The following is a 23,649-nucleotide window of genomic DNA, read 5'->3' on the forward strand; positions in this document are numbered from 1 at the left end:
CTAATTATATTGGCGCAAAGTTTAGTCAATTCCTAGAATGTCTTTAATTTCGTTTTTGTAAGCATCAGCTTTAGCTCCGAAGATAGCTTGAACTCCGTTACCAACTTCAACAACTCCAGCTGCGCCTAAATCTTTAAGTGAATCTTTTTCTACCTTTGATTTATCTTTAACTTCAACTCTTAATCTAGTGATACAAGCGTCAACACTTACTATGTTTTCTTCACCGCCTAGTGCAGCTAAAACAAGTGGTGCATTGTCTTTTATTTCGTTACCAGATTTTTTAACAGTTTCCTTTGAACCGTTTGGTGCAATACCTTTAGATTCTTGGAATTCTTTTTTGCTGTGTAATTTAACTTCTTCTCCTTCTTCTTCTCTACCTGGAGTTTTTAAGTTAAACTTCTTAATTAAGAATGTGAATAAGAAGTAGTAGATAACAGCGTAAACTAATCCTACGATAATAATCCAGTACCAGTTAGTTGGAACTCCAGCACCAGCTGGTAATAAACCAAATAGTGAGAAGTCAATAAATCCACCTGAGAATGTCATACCAACAAATACATTTAGGATATCCATAAGCATAAATGATATACCAGCTAGTACACAGTGTACAGCGTATAATGCAGGTGCAACGAATAAGAATGTAAATTCAAGTGGCTCTGTTATACCAGTTAAGAATGAAGTAACACCAGCTGAAATCATAAGTGATGCAACTAATTTCTTTTTGCTAGGTTTTGCGCATCTGTACATTGCAAATGCAGCAGCAGGTAAACCAAACATCATGAATGGGAATTTACCAGCCATAAATCTAGTAGTTCCTGAAACTACTTGTGCCATAGTTTGAGTGCTAGCTCCAACTAAGTCTGACATGCTTGATAATTGAGCAAAGTATGCAGTGTTAGCACCATCTATAATAGTGTTAGCACCATTTATAATAACGTCTGCTTGAACGAATGATCCAAACCAGAATGGTGTGTAGAATACGTGATGTAATCCAAATGGAATAAGTGCTCTTTCAATTACTCCATAGAAGAAAGTTCCTATAAATCCAGCTTCTTTAACTAAGTTAGCTAGTCCCATAATTCCATTTTGTACAAATGGCCAAGCGAATGCTAAAACTCCACCAACTAAAGCCATAACTAATGCAGTAACTATAGGTACAAATCTAGCACCTGAGAAGAAACCGATAACAGCTGGTAATTGAATGTTGTAGAACTTGTTATGAAGCATTGCAGTTATTATACCAGTTATAATACCTCCAAACACTGACATGTTAAGTGTGAATATACCAACGTTTGTAGTAACGTAAGTTCCGTATTCACCAACATTACCAGGAGTTAATACTCCAAGTTGAGTAACACCTAAAGCTAAAAGTGTTGAAATAACTTGATTCATTACTAAGAAACCAAATACTGAAGCAAGACCTGCAGTACCTTTGTCTTTGTTAGCAAGACCAACTGCAACACCTACAGCAAATAAAATTGGAAGGTTTCCAAAAACTATATCCCCAACATTTTTCATAACAGTTAAAATTGCTGTAACAGCTGGGATTGTTATAAATGAGATTAATGGTTCATATACTGATGGTGGATTTTTAAGTCCAGCTATACCTAATAAGGCACCACCAACACCAAGTAAAATACCTGCGATTGGTAAAGCTGCAATTGGAAGCATTATTGCTTTACCGATTCTTTGAAGCGTTTGTAACATAAATAAGTCCTCCTTATATAAATTAATATAAAAAAATAAATAAATAGTAAACCAAAATATATGCTTGTCTTAAAAAAGCAAAACAAAAAAGACTTAAATGAAACTACAGGCTTTAAGGAGATATAAACATATAAAATATCTCTTAAAAACTGCTTTAACAGAATCATTTAAGTCTTGCCTAATTCAATAGTAACAAGCTAATTATTTAGTTTGTACCTAGATAATATCATGAAAACGTTTTGTTGTAAATACCTATTTTAAAATTTTTGTAACAAAATTTTAATAATATAAATAACATATATTGATGTGATTTTGTTAGGCAGAAGATCTCCTTTACTTAATTTAAATAAACCAAGCAGTTTAGCTTGGTTTATTTTTTTTTAGAGATAATACAACAATAATATATAAAAAATACTCTTTTATAATAATAGAAGAGGTAATATTTTAAATTTCACATAAATAAAGCTATGTTTAAAAAATATGTAGAATATAAAACATAATATTAAAAATAAATGCAAGGAGTAGGCTATTTATAAAAGTTAGAATAATTAAATTTAAAAATAAAGAAAAAATAAAGAAATTACAGTTAAAATATAGATGCATAAAGGTTCAAAATCGGTTAAAAAGAGGAGGAAAAGGGTGAAAAGCATGTATAATATTAGTTTAAATTGTTATAAAATCAATGTAAATTGTATTTGAAAAAGAGATAAAATTAGTATAAAATAAGGTTAAACGATGTTCAAAATATGCTAGAGAGGAGAAGATAATATAATGCAAAAAAGTGATATAAGGCTATATTACAAGAATCAATTAGAGTTAGGATATGCTTTAAGAGATTATATAGACGCATATTTTCAAGATAAAGTACAAGACGCAGAATTAGAAGAAAAAATTCTTTCAGTTATAGAAGCAAATAAAACTAAGTTTTATAAAGGGGAGGCTATAGCTCAAAAGCCAAAGCAAATCTTAGGTAAGGCTAGGTTAGATATCCTAAATAACATACTTAGTAAGAATAGTAAGGGGGGGGACAAATGAAGAAGGTAGCTGTTTTAAATAACAAGGGTGGTGTTGGAAAAAGCACTGTAGCTGTACAAATTTCACACGGATTAGCTAAACTTGGATTTAAAGTAGTTTTAGTTGACTTAGATGGTCAGAATGATTCAAGCTTATTTTTAGGAATTTCAGAAGATAAGTATAATAAAACATTCTATGATTTAATTAATAAAAGAGACAACGTCGACTTAAAAGATTGCATAATAAGTGCAAGAGAAGGTTTAGATCTTATTCCAAACTCTCACATAGAAGAAATAAATTCAGAATTTTATAGAGAAACTAGAATTGATTTAGTACTTAATGAAAAATTAGCGGGTCTTGAAGACTTAGGATACGATTACGTAATTGTTGACTGTGGACCTCAAAGAACTAAGATAAACGATGCAGTTTTATGCTATGTAGATCACATAGTTATGCCAGTTCAAGTTGAGGCGGCAGCTGTTAGAGCATGCGGAAGTATCTACGAATATCTTTCAGATTTAAGATTAACTCCTGAAAAGATTTCACTTATAATTCCAAACATGTACGATAAAAGAACAAAGGATGCTAAAGAGAACCTTAACTTCTTACACGAGTTCTTCGGAGATGAAGGAATAGTTACAGACCCAATTAATAGAAGAGTTAAAATAACTGAAGCTGGAAAAATGGGTAAAACTGTTTTTGAATATGATGAAGAAGCAGCTAACCAATTCTTCAAGGTTCTTGAAAGGCTGGTGGGAAGCATTGCCTAAAGGAAAGATGGATATTAATCAGAACTTTGAAATGCTTAAAGCTCAAATGCAAGCTAAAAGAAAAAAGGCAGAAGAGCAAAGCAAAACCAAGGAAGAAGATAAGGTTAATGACATTGTTCAAAATGAAGAACCTGCTGCAAATAAAAAACCTAAAGCTAAAAAAGCTAAAAAGCAAGTAGTAAAAGAAGAAATTATTAAAGAAGAACCTGCACGTAGTGAGGTAGAAATACCTGTAAAACCTGCAAAATCTTCAGGTGATATAGTAGAAGAAAAAGAAGAACCAAAAAAAGTAGCAGTTGAGACTTTGAAGAGTTTAGAAGAAGCTCAATATATAGACGAATCCTCTAAAAACTCTAATACTCAGCCTTTAGAGGAATACGAAGAGGAAATAGTAGAACCTGTAGCACCTATTAAAAGGGAAGTCTATAAAGAGGACGAGCCTGTATATAGAGAAGAAAAATCAAGGGAAGCATCAGTTAAAATTACTATTAAAAAGATAGAAAAACCTGAAGCTCCTAAGAGAGCAACTTATTACCTAATGAATGATACTATAAAGAAAATTGAAAAAATTTCTAAGATAACAGGAATGGGTAAATCTAAGCTAGTTCAAACTTTATTAGACCAAGCATTAGAAAATCTTGAAATAGAAAAATAAAAAGATATTGCGCTAATTTTAGTGCAATATCTTTTTTTTTATAAGTTTTATTTTTCAATATAATATGCAAAAATTAAGTCTATTACAATCATGAGATTAGTTCTAGGGGTTATATCATAGCCGTTTAAGGTAGATTTTTCAGTATAAGTTGTAATAGGGAAAGTAACTAGGTTCCAAAGTGTAGAATCTGGGTTATTAACTATGCAGGCGGTTTTTATATTTCTGTAACTTAGTTTTTGAGCTAGATTAGTTAAAGTTTTAGTTTCACCGCTATTTGATAAAAATATTATTAAGTCTCCAAAGGGAGCTTTTTCTAATAGGTCAATTATATGAGATTCATATACATACATTGTAGGTTTTGAAGCTTGCATAAGTAGCTTTGAGAAATATTCACCTATAGGCTTTGTAAGTCCGACACTTACTATAATTACTCTATTTGAAAGTTTAATTTCTCTTGATAAATTTTGTAGACTATTTAAGTTAATACTATTTACAGAACGGGTAATAGAACTTTTAAGTTCATCTATAGAACTTAAAAAGTTTTTATCAGAGTCTAAAGTTTCTTTAATGATGAATTTTAGTTGAGAGAATCCTGAAAGTCCTAGTTTCTTGCACATCCTAATAATTGTAGTTGTAGAGACGTTATTTATTTCTGCGATTTTTATTAAGGAAATGTCACTAGCTCTTTTTAGATCCTCATTAATAAAATAAAAAACATATTTTTCAGAATGACTTAAATTATTGATTTTGTCTTTAAAGTTATTTATGAATTTATTCATAAGTTAAATCCTTTCAATATCATGTAAAAATATTACAGTACAATTGTACATCTACTGTATAACTATATCTATATTTTATATGATATAAAATAATTGTAAAGGTTTTAAGGAGGGATATTAAATGAATTTAAAAGATATGACAAACGAAAAACTTATCCTTTTAGATTTTGAATGTAATAGTAAAGAGGAAGTTATTAAAGAATTAATTAATAAGCTTTATGAAAACGGGAATTTAAATTCTAAAGAAGAATTCTACGAAGCTGTAATGGAGAGAGAAGCACATTCTCCAACAGGTTTAGAAAGAGGAATAGCAATTCCTCACGGAAAGACAGATGCTGTTAAAAAGGGAGCTTTTGCAGTAGCTAGACTTAAAAATAAATTAAGTGATTGGGAGAGTGTAACTGAAAACAATAAAGTAGATACAGTTTTCCTTTTAGCAATTCCTAAAGAAGAAGCTGGCTCAACTCACCTAAAATTATTAGCAGAATTATCAACTAGACTTATGGATGATGATTTCACTTTAAACTTACAAAAAGCTAAATCTAAAAAAGAATTCTTAGCTTGTTTAGATAAAGGTGAAAAAAAGAAAGAAGATATAAATTACAATAAAACAGTTTTAGGTATAACAGCTTGTGCAGCTGGAATTGCACACACTTATATGGCAGCTGAAGCTTTAGAAAAAGCTGGAGATAATATGGGTGTAAAAGTACTAGTTGAAAAGCAAGGCGCAAACGGAATAGAAGATAGACACACAGAAGAACAAATAAAAGGCGCTTCAGGTATTATTTTTGCCTGCGATATTGCACCTAAAGGTGAAGAGAGATATAACGGATTAAACTTTGTAAAGGTAAAGGTAGCAGAACCTTTAAAAGATTCTAAAAAGCTTATAAATAAAGTTTTAAATAATCCAGATGGTAAAGTATCAAAAGGAGAAACGGACTTTAAAGAAAGCAAAAAAGAAAAGGGCAAAGGGATACTTCCTAATATGATGGAAGCTGTTATGACTGGAATATCATATATGATTCCTGTAATAGTTGCAGCTGGTCTTATGATGGGAATAGCTAAGCTTTCAGCTATGGGGCTTGGTGTTATAAATGATTTAGGTAAACTTGGAGACAGTAGTAATCCTTTATACGTATTATTGTTTAACTTAGATAGATTTGGTGGTTTAATATTTAAATTTATTTACCCAATATTCTCAGCTTATGTTGCATTTTCTATAGCAGATAGACCAGGTTTAGTTCCAGGGTTTATAGGAGGTGCTTTTGCAGGAGGTCTTCATTATACTTTCTGGGGAGTTGAAGGAGGAATACCTTCAGGGTTTATAGGTGCTTTAATCCTAGGACTAGTTGCAGGATATGTTACTGATTTCTTAAATAAACACATTAAACTAAACAAACATCTAAATGCAATCAAACCAATGCTTTTATTACCAGGTATAAGTGTACTTGTAGTTTTCTTGTTAAATTATTACTTAGTAGATCCAGTGTTTGGAGGATTAAACGCTTGGCTTTCTAACGCAATAGCTTCTTTTTCAGGGGCAGGAACATTTGTTTTAGTATCAATAATCGCAGCATGTACTGCATTTGATTTAGGAGGTCCTGTAAATAAAGCAGCTGGTGCTATAGCTATAGGGCTTGCAGCAGATGGTATATTCCCACTAACAGGTAGGGTTTTAGCTATAGTAATTCCGCCAATAGGGCTTGGACTTGCAACAGTGTTAGATAAATACATCGTTAAAAGAAGAGTGTTTGATGACAATTTAAGAGTAGTTGGAGGAACTTCAATTTTACTTGGATTTATCGCAGTAAGTGAAGGTGCAATTCCATTTATGCTAAAAAACCCTCTAATAACTATCCCTATAAATGTTATAGGTTCAATCTTAGGTGCTTGCACAGCTGTTGGCCTTGGTGCAGTTCAGTGGAATCCACTTCCTGCAATATGGGGCTGGCCTTTAGTTGAAAATTTATGGGCTTATATAGTTGGATTATTAGTAGGTGTAGTATTTATAGCACTAGCAAATATTTTTGTTAGATACTACATCATAAAAAAGGATGAGAAAAAAGCTAGATAATAACGGAGGAAAGATATGAAAAAAGAAGTATATGTAGTACCACACTCTCACTGGGATAGAGAGTGGTACTTTACGATAGAAGATTCAAACGTACTACTAAGTCAAAATATGCCATATCTTATGGATACATTAGAAGAGGATAAGAGCTTTAACTCATATACATTTGATGCACAAGCTTCAGTTATTGAAGAGTTTTTAAAAATATATCCAAATGAAAAAGAAAGATTAAAAAAATTAATAAAAGATAGAAGATTATTTATAGGACCTTGGTACACTCAAACAGATACACTTCTTGTAAATAAAGAATCTATAATAAGAAATTTATTATACGGGACAAGAATATCTAAAGAACTTGGTCACTCACTTGAAATAGGATACTTACCTGATATATTTGGTCAAAACGCATATTTACCTTCAATATTTAATGGGTTTTCTATAAAAGACAGTATTCTTCAAAGAGGAATATATACAGATGATTTAAAAGAGAACCTTAATTTTAACTGGGTGTCACCAGACGGAAAAAGCGTAAGATGTAACAACATATACTTAGGGTATGGTCCTGGTAAATTTATAGATTCAACGGATGAATATATAGATGAAAAGCTTGTTCCTATGTTAGAAAAACTAGAAAAGCTAAATAAAGATACAGATAAGTTATTACTTCCATCAGGAGGAGACCAAGTATTAATTAGAAAAGAACTTCCAAAAGTAATAGAAGAGCTAAATCTAAAATCTTCAAATTATAAGTTTATCTTATCTGACTACGAAACATTTATGAAAAAAACTTGGGAAAATACTACTTTTAAAAACACTATAGAAGGTGAACTTATAGCTTGTCAAAAAAGCAGGATCCATAACACTATAAAATCTCAAAGATACGATATAAAAAGGCTCAATACTATAGTAGAAAATAAACTTATAAACATACTTGAACCTTTAAATGTTTTAGGGCAAACTGTAGGACTTAGGTATGAAAGGTATTGGATAGATTACGTATTTAAAGAGTTATTTGATGTTCATGCACACGACAGTATAGGTGGGTGTAACTCTGATGAAACAAATAAAAATATTATTAATAGGCTTGAAAAGTGCAACAACATAGTAGATAACCTTATTAATATTATAAAGAAACAAATAACTAAAGGGGTCTCTAGAAAAATTCAAAAAGATAATATTTTAACTGTATTTAATACAGGGATAAAAGATATAGTAGAGCCTATAAAAGTTATATTATTTTCAAAGAAAGAATCAGTTATCTTAAAAACTATAGATGGAAAAACTATAGATACAGATATAACTAAGTGTGAGTATATAAGTGGAGGTAAGAGCGTTGTAGTTACAGCTTCAGGGGAAGTAGAAGTAGAACTTGAAGGATACTATAGACTAGAAGCTTTAATCTATAAAGAAGAGGTTAAAGCACTTTCTTATAAGACATTTATAATAGAAGAAAATGAAAAAGAAAATATCTCAAAAAATAATGAAAACTTTATAGAAAACGAGTTATATAAAATAGAAGTCTTAGAGTCTAAGATTGATTTAACTAACAAGAAAACAGGGTTAAAGATTAGAGATTTTATAACTTTTGAAGACTCTGTAGATGCAGGAGACTCTTATGATTATTCTCCAGATAAAGACTCTAAAGAGATAATCATAAAGGATCTTAAAATCACAAATTATAAAAAAACTAAGTACTCAGAAGTTTTAACTGTAACGCATAAAGCAATGCTTCCAAAAGACTTAAAAAATAGAAAACTAGGTTTAAATAATTATGAGTTTGAAATAGTTACTGAACTTGAACTTCGATCTTTAGAGGAATTTATAAGAGTTAATCATAAGATTAATAACAATATAAAAGACCACAGAATAAGAGTTATAGTTAAATCTAACATAAATAGCAATTACTCTATAGCAGACCAAGCTTTTTCAACTATAAAAAGAGAAAACACAAACTCCTATATCAAAACTTGGAGAGAAGAGGGATTTGTAGAAGCGCCACTAAGTATATATGGCTTAGAAAACTTCGTAGCTTTAAGAGATGAAAAAAGTACCTTGTCTTTAATAACAGAAGGAATAAAAGAATATCAAACTTTAGATAATAGCTCTATCGCACTTACTTTATTTAGAAGCGTTGGGGTTCTAGGAAGAGATGACCTTTTAATAAGGCCTGGCAGAGCTTCTGGTATAAATAACAAGGTTGTATATACTAAAGACGCTGAGATGATAAGAGAATTAGAATTTAATTATGCTATATATTTTGGAGACGAAACTTCAGATTCTAAACTATTTAAAGAAACAGAAAAGTTTATAAATAGGTACGTTTCTTATCAAAATCAATCTTTAAACACTTTTGAAGAGAGGTTAGAGAGATTTGTAATTCCAGATACATTAAATTTAAAAGAAGAAAGTGATTCTTTATTTTATATAGACAATAATGAAGTGTTTTTAAGCGCCTTAAAAGAAAGTTATGATTCTAAAGGAACTATTATAAGGCTATTTAACCCAGGGGCTAGTAGTAAAAAGGTTAATATAAAAGGAAAGTTTAAAAATATATTTTTAACTGATCTATATGAAGAAAAAGAAGAGGAAATCAAAGAAATAGTTATAGAAAAGTATAGCTATATAACTTTAAAAATAAAGTAGTATCTCTAGTTTTAGGAGGAAAAATCAAAATGGATATAAATAATCTTTCAAAAAAAATCCAAAAAAGATTAAAGTTAATTTATAAAGAAAACTACAAAAATGAGTACTTAAATGAATTAATATCACTTATAAAATCACAAGACAAAAAGGAATTCAAAGCTCAAAAAGAAATTTCAGAAGAGAATGTTTACCTTATAACTTATGGAGATTCTATATACGAAAAAGGCGAAAAAACACTTAAAACCTTAAAGAAATTTCTAAATAGAAATGTTAAAGATACAATAACAGACGTTCACCTTTTACCTATGTTTGAATACACTTCTGATGATGGATTTTCAGTAGTAGATTATATGAAAGTAGATGAAAAGCTCGGAGATTTCAGCGACTTAAAGGAGTTAAGTAAAGACTACAGACTTATGTATGACTTTGTAGCAAACCATATGTCTAAAGAGAGTGAATGGTTTAAAAGTTTCTTAAATGACGAGGAAGGTTACAAGGACTTTTTTATAGAAGAAGATGCGTCTTTCGATACTTCAAATGTAGTAAGGCCTAGAACATCACCACTTTTTCATAAATACAAAGGTAAGATTAAAACTAAATCAGTTTGGACTACTTTTTCAGAAGACCAAGTAGACTTAAACTTTAAATCCTTTAAAGTATTATATGAAATGACAAATGTCCTTATAGAATACGCTAAAAATGGTGCTTCAAGCATAAGATTAGATGCTATAGGTTTCCTTATTAAAGAAAGCAAAACTAGCTGCATGCACCTAAAAGAAACTCACGAAATAATAAAACTTTGGAGAGATATTTTAGAATATCTAAAGAAAAATACTCAAATAATAACAGAAACTAATGTCCCGCATAAAGAAAATATAAGTTATTTTGGAGAAAATGAGGATGAAGCAAATATGGTTTATCAGTTCGCGCTTCCCCCTTTAGTTTTATACACGATGACTGTAAATGACTCAACTAAGCTATCTTCTTGGGCTTCAAATATAGATAAAGTTTCTGATAAAAGCACCTACTTTAACTTTTTATCAAGTCATGATGGAATAGGTTTAAGACCTACAGAGGGAATTCTTTCTAACGAAGAAAGAGAAGTCTTAATTAAAAAGACTTTAGATAATGGAGGAAAAGTATCTTATAAAAATAACACAGACGGAAGCAAGTCGGTTTACGAGCTAAATATTAATTATAACGATGCTCTTTTGAATAAAAATACAGATATTTCAGAAGATATGCAAGTTAAAAAAATAGTAGGAGCTCATTCAATTTTACTATCATTTGTAGGAGTTCCAAGCTTTTATTACCACTCTCTATTAGGTTCTCGAAACTACTACAAAGGTGTAGAAGAAACAGGGATCAACAGAAGAATAAATAGAGAGAAACTAGAGCTTTCTTTTATAGAAAATGAACTTAGAGAAGATAAAAGAAGAAAGAAAATATTCCACGAATTACTTAAATTCATAAGCATAAGAAAGAAAGAATCTGCATTTTCACCTTTTGCAAAAAGCAAAGTAATAAATATATCTAAGGATGTTTTCGCGCTAGAAAGATTTAACGAAAAGACAAATGAAAAGATTTTATATATACTAAATATAACGCCAAACAAACAAACGATAGAAAATTTAAAGGGTAAAAATATTTTAAATAACGAAGATATAAACGGTGAAATATCATTAGATTCATACGAATTTATTTGGATAAAAATACAATAAAGAATTATAAATATTCAAACTCTTAAATTATATAAATGGTTAAAACAACTTAGCTAAAATTAGCTAAGTTGTTTTTTTATACACTTCTATTTATACGAAAAAATGAATTTGAAAATATATTAAATGTAGATAATTTAGATTAATAAGAAAAACAAATTCAAAATTAGATAAAAATAGAAAAGTTAAAATATCGGCGAAATAACCTATTATAATAAAATGACAAGCAAAATAAATGTAACACAATATTTATTGTGTTACATTTATAAAAAAAACCTACAAAGCCCTATTTTAAAGGGATAGGATATAATTTTACTCTTTACAAAAAAACAAAAATGTTACATAATAGTAGTATAGGTTACATTAAAAGTATCATAAATTTAAAAGTGAATTTTAAGATTTAAAATATAAATCTCCATTTATAAAAAACAAAAAAGAGGTAGACTTATGAAATTTGTACAACCCATTAGAGATAGAGATCAAATAGAAGAAATGAAAAGTGAATTATTAAAGACAGGTTTTAGAAATTACTTGTTATTTACAATGGGCATAAATACTGGACTTAGAGTTTCAGATATATTGAACTTAAAAGTATCAGATGTCAGAAATAAAAGTCATATTACAATTAGAGAAAAGAAGACAAGTAAGCATAAGCGTTTTTACGTAAATTCAAATTTGAAAAACGATTTAGATAAGTATATATATAAAATGAATGATTTTGAATTCTTATTTTCCTCACAAAAAGGAGGGGGCCCTATAACTAGGATTCAAGCCTATCGTATCTTAAGAAAAGCTGCTTCAGTAGTTGGAATAGATGAAGTTGGCACACATACTATGAGAAAGACCTTCGGTTATTTTCACTACAACCAATTTAAAGATATTGCAATTTTGCAAGATATATTTAATCACTCAGCACCAAGTATAACTTTAAGATATATTGGTATAACTGATGATATGAAAGATAAAACTATAGAAAACTTCTATCTATAAAAAAGTTTCAATTACTGAAGCTTTTAAAACTTATAAGCAATAGTGAAATTAGTTTAATAACAAAATATATATCTTAAATTAATAGATAGTATTTTAGAAAATAATTAAAGCACATACCACTTAAAGAAAATTCATATAAGTGATATGTGTTTTTTTATTTATATAATCAAATTCTAAGTTATTAGATTATATAAATAAATTACTTAGGTAGAAAAAATTAGCGTAGTATTTTAAAGAAGATAAATTAAAGTTAGCTGCAAAACTTAAATCTAGATATTATAATTAAATAATTCTATATTTAAATAGATAAATTTAATATTATTTTTGTAGATATTAGATCCATAATAATTATAACTTTAGAATCAAGAAAACTATAAAATGTATGATTTTATAAACAGATATAAAAAATATCGATAACTTAAACTTTTTTATATAACTTTAAGTTATTTTAGATTAAAATGACAAAAGTCTAAGCAAAAAAATGCTTAGACCTTTGTCATAAAAATAGAAAAAGAAGTAAGTTTCTCAGGCTCCATCTTTTTCTACAAAACTTAGTATTTCAACTACCGATATTTTATATTTAGATTATATTGTTATTATTAACATAAGTCAAGGATTTTATTATAATTTATGGTTTTTGTAATATAAAAATAATAAGAAGCGATTTTCTTAAAGTTAGTTAAAGAAAATAAATCCTTGTTAGGCTTGTCTTTTCAGTTCGTTGACTTTTGTGATTATAAAATTAGCTACAATTCTAACAATAAAATTATCAGTACGTATGTTTTTACAAACATCCAAGTAATTACTTACATAATTGAATCTAGTTACGTTTACGTAAACAGTTTTAAAAATAACATTACAAACATATATGTAAACATTAATATAAACATATACAGAAATATTTCTTTCAACAATTATACAAATGTATAAAATTCGGTTAAATGGGGTAGAAAAATAAGTATAAATTTATGCAAATTATGTATTGCAATCGTATAAAGAACAGTGTTATAATCAACTTAATAAAAATTAAGGATTCTAAAACTTCTCAGGCTCTTAGAATTCTTTATAAATAAAACTTAGTGTTTCAATTTAGATTACGATATTTGTTTAAAAGTTAAGGTCTTCTTAGCTTTGTTTCTGATACAAATTTCTAAAATTAGTCTAAATAGAAGCACCTCAAAATTATTGGAGGTGTATTTTTTATGGGAAGCGTTAAAGCTGAAAGTTTTAATGTCTTAAGAGAAACCCTAGAATCTACAACTATTCCTCTAGTTCAAGCAGATATTTTACAAGATGCACAATTGCAAGTTGAAAATATAAAATTAAATAATGATGGATACACAGCAGTTGGACTTAAGGATAGTGTAAGACATTGGGTTCAATGGCATGTTCGAAACGATGAATTATCAAAAGTGTTACCAAAACTTTTGAAATTCAAAGATGTATATATATCAATAAATTCTATGTTATCACCAGTTAGACAACTGAGTAATATAAGGCATCTTCAGGCTTTTTGGGTAGATCTTGATTATTATAAAATCAAAAGATTTAAAAATAAATCAGCTGAAGAGATGATAGATCACATGAGAAAAATGGGGCATTTTAAAGAAATGGAACCGTCGTTCTTTGTTGATAGTGGAAATGGAATGTATATATTTTATTTAATCGAAAGTGCCACAAAGAATGCTTTACCTATTTGGCAAAAAATCCAAAATAAATTAGTCGAAAAGTTTACTAAGTATGGGGCAGACCCACTTAGTGCAGATGCTGTTCATGTACTTAGATTATCAGGAACTGTTAATTCAAAAACAGGAAGGAGAGCTAGGTTTATTTATAATACCAGCAAACGTTTTGATTTTGAAAATTCAGGAGAAGATATAAAAAGATATACTATTCCTAAAATGGCAGAAGCCTTTCTACCAGCACTTCCAAAGTCAAAGGAAGAGTGGAAGAGTATTAAAGAATCTAAGAAAAAAACTAAAAAAATATTGAATAGCAAAAAAGAAATTGCTTTATATAACCTGCACACTTTGCATTATGCAAGACTAAATGATATCAGGGAACTTCAAAGAGTTAGAAATGGAAATTGCAGCGGATATAGAGAACTTATGACTTTTTTATTTAGATATTATTCTTGTCTTTTCCAAAAAGATGAAGAATTAGCACTAGCGAGTACAATAGATTTTAATTCGCAATTTACAAACCCGCTAGATGAAAAAGAGGTAATAAAAGCAACAAAATCAGCAGAAATAGCTTATGCAAAATGGGCAAAAGCTTTTAGTGAATATATAAATTTAAAAGAAAAACCAAACATGAAGACATTTCTATCAAAACAGGGATGTTATATTTACTCGAACGCAAAATTAATTAAATTATTAGAGATAAAAGAGTCAGAAATGGAAAGTATGAGCACTTTAATTTCTGTCAAAGAAAAAAATAAGAGATCAAAAGGTTATAGAAACGAATGGAAAAAAGAGGAAAGCAAGAAAAAGCATAGAAATAATGCAGGCTTAACTTCAAGGCAGCAAAAAAAGATGGACAACCTTTTAAGAGTTTTAGATTTAAAAGAAAAAGGGTACAAACAACTTGAAATTTCTAAAACATTAAAAATAACGCAACAAGCAGTATCAAAATTATTAAATGAGTGGAAAAACAATAAGATTGGAGACGAAATTATGGCAGAAATAAATGCGATCAAAGCTAGTAATACCAAGGTTTCACAAAGAAACAACAAAGTAACAAATATATCAGAAATTCAAAATAGAAAACTTAGTTAAAAATACAACTGAAATTTGGTATCTATAGATTAATGTTTGGGGGACGGGTATGCCGGCACCTCTCATCCAGACAGTTGGATTTAGTACTTACTAGGGTTTAGTTATTTATATTCTGTTTTACGACTTCTTGATTTTTACTATTTAGCTTTTGACTTTACATAGCAATTACTATTTAGACTTTATGTTTTCTTAGCTATTTAGTTTCACTTGCACTTTGAGCCACTTGCACTTTTTAGTTTGATACTGTGACTTTCTTTCTTCGCACTTTAAGTTAATACTTATGGCTAAGAAATTATGATTTTTTAGGGGGCTTAAAAGATTTATGGAATTACGTTTAGCTAATATGACTGATTTACCTAAAGTCCAAGAGATGTATAGAGCTGTAGTCAAAAATATGATTCAAAATAAGATATACGTTTGGGATGAAGTTTATCCTGTTGAATTTTTAAGTGAGGACATAAAAAAATCTAATTTTTATATTTTAGAGCAGGGAGATGTTATTATATCAGCCTTTGCATTAAATACTTCAAGCAAGGGAGAATTTTTTGTTAAGTTTAATAGCGGACCCGAAAAAGCATTATACCTGGATAGGTTTTGTATAAATGCAAATTACTTACGAAAAGGGATAGCAGAGTTTACGGTAAATAAGGCTATAGAGTTATCTAGAAAACTTGGAGCAAAGTATTTAAGACTTTGCGCAGCTGATAATAATATACCAGCGATTAAATTATATTTAAAAACTGGGTTTAAAAAAGCTTATGGGGTGTACGAAGAAAAAATAGACGATGAAACAATTTTGTATGAAATGGGATTTGAAATTAAAATAGATTAGGTTTTAGTTTAATAATATAATTTTGTTTTATATATAAAGTTTAAAATCAAGTAAGTAAGCAAGGAAAAGATAAAGCTCTTATTTTCAATATCTTAATAATTTAAATAAGAGCTTATAAAAATTTATAATTACTTTTAAAAAAGCTGCAGTTTACTAAAAGTAATATTTTGATAAGTGAATTTTAAAATTACTTTTTAGTTTTAGATTTTTATGGTTTAAAACTAAATCTCATTTTAATCTTTTAAATAAAATATTTATTCTAAATTTAATTTGATCTAAGTATCATAAAGCTTTAAAAAAATAATCTAAAGTTTCTCTATATTTAATCTATCATACAAATCTTAAATATTTGATTTTACATTCTCTAGAATATTCTTTTTTTTTATTTAGATACAAAACAGCAAAAGCTAAAAACATTGATGATTATAGTTAATTATACCGGTTACTTTACATAATATATATTAAGTATCAAGCAATATCTTAGTACAAGCTATTTTAAGCGATTTTTACTTATTAATTGTATAATAGATAGTATAGCAAAGGATATTGTCTTAAAATAGCTTATAGAGCGTTTAAATCAAAGACTATAATAAGATAACACCTCATTTTAGAAATAGCTTATAACATAGTTAATTTATGCAGTAAAGCTTAAATTTAATGTAAGCTAAGCTTTGTATTAAAAGTAATTATAAAAGAATTAAGATTTGTTATATAAAGAGTATCGGAATTATTTTTCTAATATAAATTAAACATATTATGATCTTGTAATTAAGATATTTTACTATTTAGTAGATATCTTATTTTTTTATCTAAAATGCTATAGAAGCTATTTTTATCTAACTTTAATTAATGTAATGGGTTATAGTTTAAAGATATAAAGAATAACCTTAGAACTCTATAGAGAGCTATTAAAATTGTCTATAAGCTTCTAAATAGTAAAAGCTCCATTAGTTATTAAAACTCTATAATTTAATGTTTTAATTAAAATTTGTATAATCGATTTTAGAGCTAGTTTTAATCTATTAATTTTTAACTTATTACTAATTTTAAATACCTTTTACAATCAAATTAAAAGGATGTTTTTAGGATAAAATTTATCTTTAAAATATAATATTTATTAAGCTAAGTTTGTAAGTATTATAATATAATTTATCTTTTAATATATAATATAATTTTCTAATTTTATCTTAAAATATGTTTTATAATATCTTTATTATTATTTTATTTTTAAATAAAATAAATTTCATATTTCTATATTAAATTTATAATTATCAATAAAAATTACTAAAAGTATTATTATTTTAAACTAATAATATCTAAATATAGCATAAATATTTTAGATTAATTCTAACTTTCACTAAAAAAATAAGTCTTTAAATAGATACTAATTTATAAGATTTATTTTTATATTTTCTGATAATAGAAAATATCTATTTTTCAAATTATTTATCTAGCTTGGATTTTCATTTATAAATTGTATCTGTTTCTCAAATTTTTATAAATAACTTTAGTCTAATATAAAGATACCAAATTTCAGTTGTATCTAAAGTTTAAGAATCATTAATTATCTAAAAATTTGTAATTAATAAAGGAAACAAAAATGTAAACATATTTATTGATATAGATAAATACTAACTTTATAGCCATTAAGTTAAAATGACTCAAAAATAAATCTTAATAAAATCTATTATTCTTCACTTTCAGATTTATTATAAAAATATTGTGATATCTTTAATTACATAAAAGTAAATAAATATGTTTACATAAATGATGATAAAAACTCTATTTGATTGTAAATATACAAATAACTATACAAACTTTATAACAAACAATAATAATTATACAAATGTAAACATATATATAAACATAAGTTAAAACACAAATAAAAATGTAAACATTAATAGTTACAATTACGTAAACAGATATATAAATGTATACGTAAATAAAAACACAAACGTAAATATAAATGATTACAAAAACATAAACGAATACAATTACGTAAATGAAAATATATACAGTTACATATACGTAATAATAAACAAATACATTTACATAAACTATTACATTTAATTAAACAATTACATATACAGATACTTAAACAATTAAGTAATCATAAACAGATACATCTAAATAAACATCTATATCTATAAATATGTAATACTAATAAAATTTATATAGAAAAATTTGTTAATATTATATTTATATTAATCTTTTCAATTTTACATAATATATATTTAGGAAACTTGTATAATTAAGATATGATTTAAAAACTGAAGGGAGGAAAATAGAGAAAAAGAAGATTCTCTATTAAAAGAAGGTATGTATAATTTTGATTTTTATAACCCTACAAAAATAGTATTCGGGAAAGATAGATTAGACGAATTAGATAATTTAGTACCAAAAAACGCAAAGGTACTTGTAACTTACGGTGGAGGTTCTGTAAAAAGATTCGGAACTTTAGATAAGGTATTAAAAGGATTAAAAGGAAGAAAAGTAATAGAATTTGCTGGGATTGAACCAAATCCAAAGTTCGAAACTTTAATGAGAGCTGCAAATATCGTTAAGTGCCAGGATATTGATTTTCTTTTAGCTGTTGGTGGAGGTTCTGTAATGGATGGAACTAAGTTCATATCACTTGCAGCTTCATGTGAAGGAGATCCTTTAGATTTATTAAGAGATAGAATGGCTGCTATGAAAATTACAAAGGCTATTCCACTTGGTACTGTTTGTACTTTACCTGCAACTGGATCTGAAATGAATATGGGTGGAGTTGTAACTTCTAAGGAACTTGGAAAGAGGGGATTTAGAAACCCACTAGTTTTTCCAAAATTCTCATTTTTAGATCCAACTTTAACTTATTCACTACCAGAAACTCAAGTAGCTAACGGAGTTGTAGACACTTATGTCCACGTTTTAGAGCAATACTTAACTTTCCCAGCTGAAGGAAGATTCCAAGACAGAACAGCTGAGGGAATCCTTTTAACATTATTAGAAATTGGTAGAGAAACTATAGATAATCCTACAGATTATGACATAAGAGCTAATTTAGTTTGGTGCGCTACTATGGGACTTAACGGTCTTATTGGAGCTGGAGTTCCTGGAGACTGGGCAACTCATATGATAGGTCACGAGCTTACTGCTATGTTTGGAATAGACCACGGTAAAACTCTTGCTGTGATTTTACCTTCACTTTGGAATGTATTAAGAGAAAGTAAAGCTAAAAAATTACTTCAATACGGGGAAAGAGTTTTTAATATTACAGAAGGAACTGAAGACGAAAGAATAGATCTAGCAATAGATAAAACTAGAGAATTCTTTGAAAGTTTAGGAATTAAAACAAGATTAAGTGATTATGGAGTTAAAAAAGAACATATTGACGACATAGTTACAGCACTTGAGGAGCACAATATGGTAGCTATCGGAGAAAAGGGAGAAGTAACTCCAGAAGTTAGCCGTAAAATTTTAGAAGGTGCTTTCTAGATATAATGTAAATATAGGAAAATTACAAAAAGCGTGATAAAATAAGATATTTTATCACGCTTTTTGTATAATAATTAAGTTAAATTATTATTTGCTATATTAATCATTAGATAATAGGTGCAAATAACGTCCACAAACCCAACCTCTCATAGGATAAACTATATGCTTCCAACCATTTACGTAATTATCTACACGTGCAATTGACCCTTCAGATAAAGCGCCTATTTTTCTACTATTTACTGAAGCAGAAGAACGTACATTTACTCCATTACCATCTCTTGTTATAACTACCTGTTCATAGCTTACTTCAGTTTGAATAGCATTTGCTTCGATACAATTACCAGAAAAAGCAGTTATAGGACCAGCAACACCAATTGCTAATAGTACAATAAAAATTGATTTAGTTAATTTTTTTTTCATAAAATCCCCCTAATGAAATAATTCGTTTTAACAGAAAAGATAATTACAAAAAATACTTTTTTCATAAAATCCCCAATAAAACTAAAAAAAGTATAACATTATTTGAAAAAAATATCAACTATAGTAAAAATATAAGTTATTATTAAAAATTAGTTTATAAAATTAAATAAAATTAAATAAAATTAAAAATAAAAGTATAGTATATAGAAATTAAGTGAGAGTTTTAGGAAGAGAAGGGGATTATTTTTAATTAGATATTTCCAAAAGGGAAAACTAGAAAATTTGAAAATATTTTCTATATATTATACAATTAATGTTAATTGAGAGAATAAAAAAATAATGGTTATAAAAACGTTTAAAGGGGATGAAATTATGAGAGAAACAATAATAGTAAGAGGGGCTGGAGATATTGCAACTGGCGTTATTCAAAAGCTTTTTAGAGCTAAGTTTAATGTGCTTGCTTTAGAGATAGACAAACCTTCTGCTATAAGAAGAAATGTAAGTTTATCTGAGGCTATTTATGAAGGTGAATTTACAGTTGAGGATGTTACATCTAAGAGAGCTTCTAGTATAGAAGATGTATTTTCTATATTTGAGGAAGGAAAGGTTGCAGTTTTAGTCGATAATAGTGGGGAAGCTATAGAAAAGGTGCCTCATATAGCTTTAGTTGATGCTACTTTATGTAAAAAGAATATAGGGACAAACAGATCTATGGCTGATATAACTGTAGCTGTTGGGCCTGGATACGAGGCTTCTAAGGATGTTGATATAGTTGTTGAAACTAATAGAGGGCATAATTTAGGAAGACTTATTTTTGAGGGACCTGCATCTAAAAATACAGGGGTTCCTGGAATTATTAAAGGATATGGCATAGAAAGAGTTATATATTCACCTGTAGAAGGTGAACTTAACATAATAAAAGATATAGGAAGTTATGTTGATAAGGGTGAAGTAATTTGTAAAATAGATGGTGTTGAAGTTTTAGCTTCACTTTCAGGTATTATTAGGGGAATGATTAGAGAAGGATTTTATGTTACTAAAGGTTTTAAGATTGCAGATATAGATCCAAGAAAAGAAGAAAAAAGAAATTGTGATTTAATTTCTGACAAGGCAAGATGTATTGGCGGTGCAGTGCTTGAAGCAATTATGTATCTAAAATAAAACTAAGGATTAAAAAGAGGAGAGGTTATTTATTATGGATGAGAAGATTTTAAAAAATATTTCGGAAAATTTAGATTCAGGGAAAAGGATAGCTTTAGCAATAATCACTAAATCAGAAGGGTCAACGCCTAGAAAGTCAGGAACTATTATGGCTGTAAATGAAGACAGGGAGCTTTTTGGAACTATTGGTGGAGGTGCTATTGAAAACAGCATCATTAATAAGTGTATGGAAGCTTTAGATAAGGAAAGCGGAATGAACTTTGAGTATAAGCTAGATAAAGGCGGTAGTATTAAGATGACTTGTGGCGGAAATGTTGAAGGGTATATAAAAGTTTTTATGCCAAAGCCTAGACTTATAGTGTTTGGGGGAGGGCATATTTCTCAAAGCATTATGGGAATTACTGAAACTATGAATTTTAACAGGATTGTTATTGAAGACAGGGAAGAATTTAAAGATTTTGAGGCTTTTAAAAATATAGATAAATTTTTAGTTTGTGATAATGAGGAAGATTTAAAGGGGATAAATTTTAAAGATTCTTATATTGTACTTGCAACTAGAGGGCATGTAACTGATTCTAAGTGGCTTAAGATTTTAATTAATAAAGATTATAAATATATTGGAGTTTTAGGAAGCAGGAAAAAGGTTAAGGAATTAAGAGATGGACTTTTAAAAGAAGGAATTGACGAAAAGACAATAAATAAAGTTTATATGCCAATAGGGCTTGATATATCAGATGGAACTCCAGAAGAAATTGCATTTAGTATATTAGGGGAGATTTTACAGGTTAAAAATAAAGGGACACTTACGCATTTAAAAGATAAATAAAAAGGGTATAAAAAATTTATGATGAGGGTGGTTTATAAATGCTAAGTTTAAAGTTAAAGGATATATACGAATCTGTAAATGAATATGCAAAGCTTTTAGCTAACATATTACAAATAGATATTGAAATCGTAGATTCAGATTTATTTAGGGTATCTGGTACTGGAATTTATAAAGATAAAGTTTTTGAAAGTATACATACTGAAGGATTTATTTATAGAGAAGTATTAAGAAGTAGAAAAGCATTAGTTGTTGAAAACCCAGGAGAAAATGAGCTTTGCAAAGATTGCAAGCATTATAAAAACTGTGAAGAGTATATGGAAATTGCAGTTCCTATTAAATATTCAAGTGAGATATTTGGAGTTATAGGTTTAGTTTGTTCAAATCCTTTGCAAAGAGAGATTTTATCTAAAAATTTAGATACGAATTTGAAATTTTTAGAGCAGATTGCAGAATTTATTGCAATTAAGCTTATTGAGAGTAAGAGAGTTTTAGAAATTAAAGATAGCGTAGAATTTTTAAAGCAAATTATAGATTCTATAGATACTGGAGTTATTACTTTAGATGAAGAAAAAAAGATAAGTTTAATTAATAATTTTGGTATGAAAATATTAAAGGTATCACCAAAAGTTATAGGTGGTAGCATTACTTTAGAAGATACAGGAGATTATTATCCAGGGAGGACTATATATAATATAGATATTTCTGGGAAAAAGACTAGGATTGTAGGGAAAGTTATTAAGAATTTTCTTAGAAATAAAGAATGTGATAAAGTCTTAGTTTTTAGAGAAGATAATACTGTACAAAAAGAAGTAGTAAATATAACTCACGGGAAAAATACTATAGGTTGTAATGATATTATAGGTAACTCCTTAGTTATGACTAAGTTAAAGAGTAAGATTAAAAAGATAGCACACTCTAAATCTACTGTACTTATTATTGGTGAAAGTGGTACTGGAAAAGAGCTTGTAGCTAGGGCTATTCACTCTGAAGGTGATAGAAAAGACAAGCCTTTTATAGCTATAAACTGCGGTGCAATTCCAGAAGAACTTTTAGAAAGTGAGCTTTTTGGATATGTTAAAGGGGCCTTTTCAGGTGCTAGTACAAACGGTAGAGTAGGGAAATTTGAACTTGCAAATAACGGTGTTATATTTTTAGATGAAATAGGTGATATGCCTTTATATCTTCAAGTTAAACTACTTAGAGTACTTCAAGAGAGGACTATAGTTAGGGTTGGTTCTAATAAGCTTATAAAGCTTAATATTAGGATTATTGCAGCGACTAACAGGAATTTAAAGGATTTAGTTTCTGAAGGAAAGTTTAGAGAAGATTTATATTATAGGCTTAATGTAATCCCTATAGAGCTGCCCCCTTTAAGAGATAGAGAGGGAGATATAGAGATTATAGCCTATGAACTTGTAAAAAAGTATAGCAAGATTTTTAATAAGTATGTTCATACTATAGACGATGATGTTTTGAAAAAGTTAAACGAGTTTCCTTGGAAGGGAAATGTGCGTGAACTTGAAAATGCTATAGAGTTTATGGTTAATCTTTGCTTGGATGATGGGATTATAAAGTTTGATATGCTCCCTAAAAGCATAGTTGAATATAAAAAGGAAAATGAAGCTATTGAGATATTAGAAAATAAGGAAATAAAGACTTTAAAAGAGCTTGAGGAAGATTATATAAATAAAGTTTTAGATATTTATGGTAGAGATACTATAGGGAAGAAGATTGCAGCTAAAAAGCTTGGAATTGGAATAGCTACACTTTATAGAAAGATAGAAAAATAAAGCTTTAAAGTTTTTG

Annotated in this window: 16 protein-coding genes; 13 read left to right on the forward strand and 3 right to left on the reverse strand. The window is 28.3% G+C overall.

The features are described 5' to 3' along the window. Nucleotides 1–21: 21 nt before the first annotated feature. Complete coding sequence (locus tag INR60_RS10715; RefSeq protein WP_194191526.1) at nt 22–1,707, reverse strand: PTS transporter subunit EIIC; 1,686 nt, start codon at nt 1,705–1,707, stop codon at nt 22–24. Between the two features lie 771 nt (nt 1,708–2,478). Between INR60_RS10715 and INR60_RS10720 the strand changes: the two genes are divergently transcribed. The 3 genes from INR60_RS10720 to INR60_RS10730 are packed head-to-tail and all read left to right on the forward strand — an operon-like array spanning nt 2,479 to nt 4,146. Beyond that, nucleotides 2,479–2,742 (forward strand): TIGR04540 family protein, encoded by a 264-nt coding sequence (locus INR60_RS10720; RefSeq protein ID WP_194191527.1) that lies wholly within the window; start codon nt 2,479–2,481, stop codon nt 2,740–2,742. Continuing rightward, nucleotides 2,739–3,491 carry a ParA family protein gene (locus tag INR60_RS10725; protein WP_194191528.1) on the forward strand — a complete coding sequence of 251 codons (753 nt, stop codon included), beginning with the start codon at nt 2,739–2,741 and terminating at the stop codon, nt 3,489–3,491. The genes INR60_RS10720 and INR60_RS10725 overlap by 4 nt, the downstream gene beginning before the upstream one ends. 7 nt (nt 3,492–3,498) lie before the next feature. Further along, nucleotides 3,499–4,146, forward strand: coding sequence for a hypothetical protein (locus tag INR60_RS10730; protein ID WP_194191529.1), 648 nt, complete (start codon nt 3,499–3,501; stop codon nt 4,144–4,146). 47 nt (nt 4,147–4,193) lie between these two features. Here INR60_RS10730 and INR60_RS10735 read toward each other — a convergent pair whose 3' ends face one another. Then, nucleotides 4,194–4,925, reverse strand: a complete 732-nt coding sequence (locus INR60_RS10735) for a MurR/RpiR family transcriptional regulator (RefSeq protein ID WP_194191530.1) — start codon at nt 4,923–4,925, stop codon at nt 4,194–4,196. A gap of 121 nt (nt 4,926–5,046) precedes the next feature. On the opposite strand from INR60_RS10735, the gene INR60_RS10740 reads away from it, so the two are divergent. From INR60_RS10740 to INR60_RS10770, 7 genes are all read left to right on the forward strand, one after another. Continuing rightward, nucleotides 5,047–6,999 carry a fructose-specific PTS transporter subunit EIIC gene (locus tag INR60_RS10740; protein WP_194191531.1) on the forward strand — a complete coding sequence of 651 codons (1,953 nt, stop codon included), beginning with the start codon at nt 5,047–5,049 and terminating at the stop codon, nt 6,997–6,999. Nucleotides 7,000–7,014: 15 nt separating this feature from the next. Then, nucleotides 7,015–9,639: a glycoside hydrolase family 38 N-terminal domain-containing protein gene (locus INR60_RS10745; RefSeq protein WP_194191532.1), complete on the forward strand. Its 2,625-nt coding sequence runs from the start codon at nt 7,015–7,017 to the stop codon at nt 9,637–9,639. A 29-nt stretch (nt 9,640–9,668) separates the two neighbouring features. Then, the gene (locus INR60_RS10750) at nt 9,669–11,360 is read left to right on the forward strand and encodes a sugar phosphorylase (RefSeq protein WP_194191533.1); all 1,692 of its coding nucleotides are present in this window, start codon (nt 9,669–9,671) and stop codon (nt 11,358–11,360) included. A gap of 444 nt (nt 11,361–11,804) precedes the next feature. Further along, complete coding sequence (locus INR60_RS10755; RefSeq protein WP_194191534.1) at nt 11,805–12,347, forward strand: site-specific integrase; 543 nt, start codon at nt 11,805–11,807, stop codon at nt 12,345–12,347. Nucleotides 12,348–13,549: 1,202 nt separating this feature from the next. After that, complete coding sequence (locus INR60_RS10760) at nt 13,550–15,124, forward strand: hypothetical protein (RefSeq protein ID WP_194191535.1); 1,575 nt, start codon at nt 13,550–13,552, stop codon at nt 15,122–15,124. A gap of 322 nt (nt 15,125–15,446) precedes the next feature. After that, complete coding sequence (locus INR60_RS10765; protein ID WP_194191536.1) at nt 15,447–15,956, forward strand: GNAT family N-acetyltransferase; 510 nt, start codon at nt 15,447–15,449, stop codon at nt 15,954–15,956. A 2,319-nt stretch (nt 15,957–18,275) separates the two neighbouring features. Then, entirely contained in the window at nt 18,276–19,436 is a 1,161-nt protein-coding gene (locus INR60_RS10770; RefSeq protein ID WP_194191537.1) for an iron-containing alcohol dehydrogenase, read from the forward strand. 99 nt (nt 19,437–19,535) lie between these two features. Here INR60_RS10770 and INR60_RS10775 read toward each other — a convergent pair whose 3' ends face one another. Continuing rightward, on the reverse strand, nt 19,536–19,856 hold the full coding sequence (locus tag INR60_RS10775) for an SH3 domain-containing protein (RefSeq protein ID WP_194191538.1): 321 nt from the start codon (nt 19,854–19,856) through the stop codon (nt 19,536–19,538). 372 nt (nt 19,857–20,228) lie between these two features. Between INR60_RS10775 and yqeB the strand changes: the two genes are divergently transcribed. From yqeB to INR60_RS10790, 3 genes are read left to right on the forward strand one after another with little or no spacing between them, the layout of a single operon-like run. Continuing rightward, nucleotides 20,229–21,017 (forward strand): selenium-dependent molybdenum cofactor biosynthesis protein YqeB, encoded by a 789-nt coding sequence (yqeB, locus tag INR60_RS10780; RefSeq protein ID WP_194191539.1) that lies wholly within the window; start codon nt 20,229–20,231, stop codon nt 21,015–21,017. 34 nt (nt 21,018–21,051) lie between these two features. Next, nucleotides 21,052–21,843: an XdhC family protein gene (locus tag INR60_RS10785; RefSeq protein ID WP_194191540.1), complete on the forward strand. Its 792-nt coding sequence runs from the start codon at nt 21,052–21,054 to the stop codon at nt 21,841–21,843. 38 nt (nt 21,844–21,881) lie between these two features. Beyond that, entirely contained in the window at nt 21,882–23,633 is a 1,752-nt protein-coding gene (locus tag INR60_RS10790) for a sigma-54-dependent Fis family transcriptional regulator (RefSeq protein WP_194191541.1), read from the forward strand. The last annotated feature ends 16 nt before the right edge of the window (nt 23,634–23,649 follow it).

Source organism: Clostridium chrysemydis, from assembly GCF_015234215.1.
GTDB lineage: Bacteria > Bacillota > Clostridia > Clostridiales > Clostridiaceae > Clostridium > Clostridium chrysemydis.

Coding starts and splice junctions, on each gene's coding strand:
- INR60_RS10785 (WP_194191540.1), top strand. CDS start 21,052: ATGGATGAGAAGATTTTAAAAAATATTTCGGAAAATTTAGATTCAGGG.
- INR60_RS10745 (WP_194191532.1), top strand. CDS start 7,015: ATGAAAAAAGAAGTATATGTAGTACCACACTCTCACTGGGATAGAGAG.
- INR60_RS10715 (WP_194191526.1), bottom strand. CDS start 1,707: ATGTTACAAACGCTTCAAAGAATCGGTAAAGCAATAATGCTTCCAATT.
- INR60_RS10770 (WP_194191537.1), top strand. CDS start 18,276: ATGTATAATTTTGATTTTTATAACCCTACAAAAATAGTATTCGGGAAA.
- INR60_RS10750 (WP_194191533.1), top strand. CDS start 9,669: ATGGATATAAATAATCTTTCAAAAAAAATCCAAAAAAGATTAAAGTTA.
- INR60_RS10765 (WP_194191536.1), top strand. CDS start 15,447: ATGGAATTACGTTTAGCTAATATGACTGATTTACCTAAAGTCCAAGAG.
- INR60_RS10725 (WP_194191528.1), top strand. CDS start 2,739: ATGAAGAAGGTAGCTGTTTTAAATAACAAGGGTGGTGTTGGAAAAAGC.
- INR60_RS10775 (WP_194191538.1), bottom strand. CDS start 19,856: ATGAAAAAAAAATTAACTAAATCAATTTTTATTGTACTATTAGCAATT.
- INR60_RS10790 (WP_194191541.1), top strand. CDS start 21,882: ATGCTAAGTTTAAAGTTAAAGGATATATACGAATCTGTAAATGAATAT.
- INR60_RS10740 (WP_194191531.1), top strand. CDS start 5,047: ATGAATTTAAAAGATATGACAAACGAAAAACTTATCCTTTTAGATTTT.
- yqeB (WP_194191539.1), top strand. CDS start 20,229: ATGAGAGAAACAATAATAGTAAGAGGGGCTGGAGATATTGCAACTGGC.
- INR60_RS10730 (WP_194191529.1), top strand. CDS start 3,499: ATGGATATTAATCAGAACTTTGAAATGCTTAAAGCTCAAATGCAAGCT.
- INR60_RS10755 (WP_194191534.1), top strand. CDS start 11,805: ATGAAATTTGTACAACCCATTAGAGATAGAGATCAAATAGAAGAAATG.
- INR60_RS10720 (WP_194191527.1), top strand. CDS start 2,479: ATGCAAAAAAGTGATATAAGGCTATATTACAAGAATCAATTAGAGTTA.
- INR60_RS10735 (WP_194191530.1), bottom strand. CDS start 4,925: ATGAATAAATTCATAAATAACTTTAAAGACAAAATCAATAATTTAAGT.
- INR60_RS10760 (WP_194191535.1), top strand. CDS start 13,550: ATGGGAAGCGTTAAAGCTGAAAGTTTTAATGTCTTAAGAGAAACCCTA.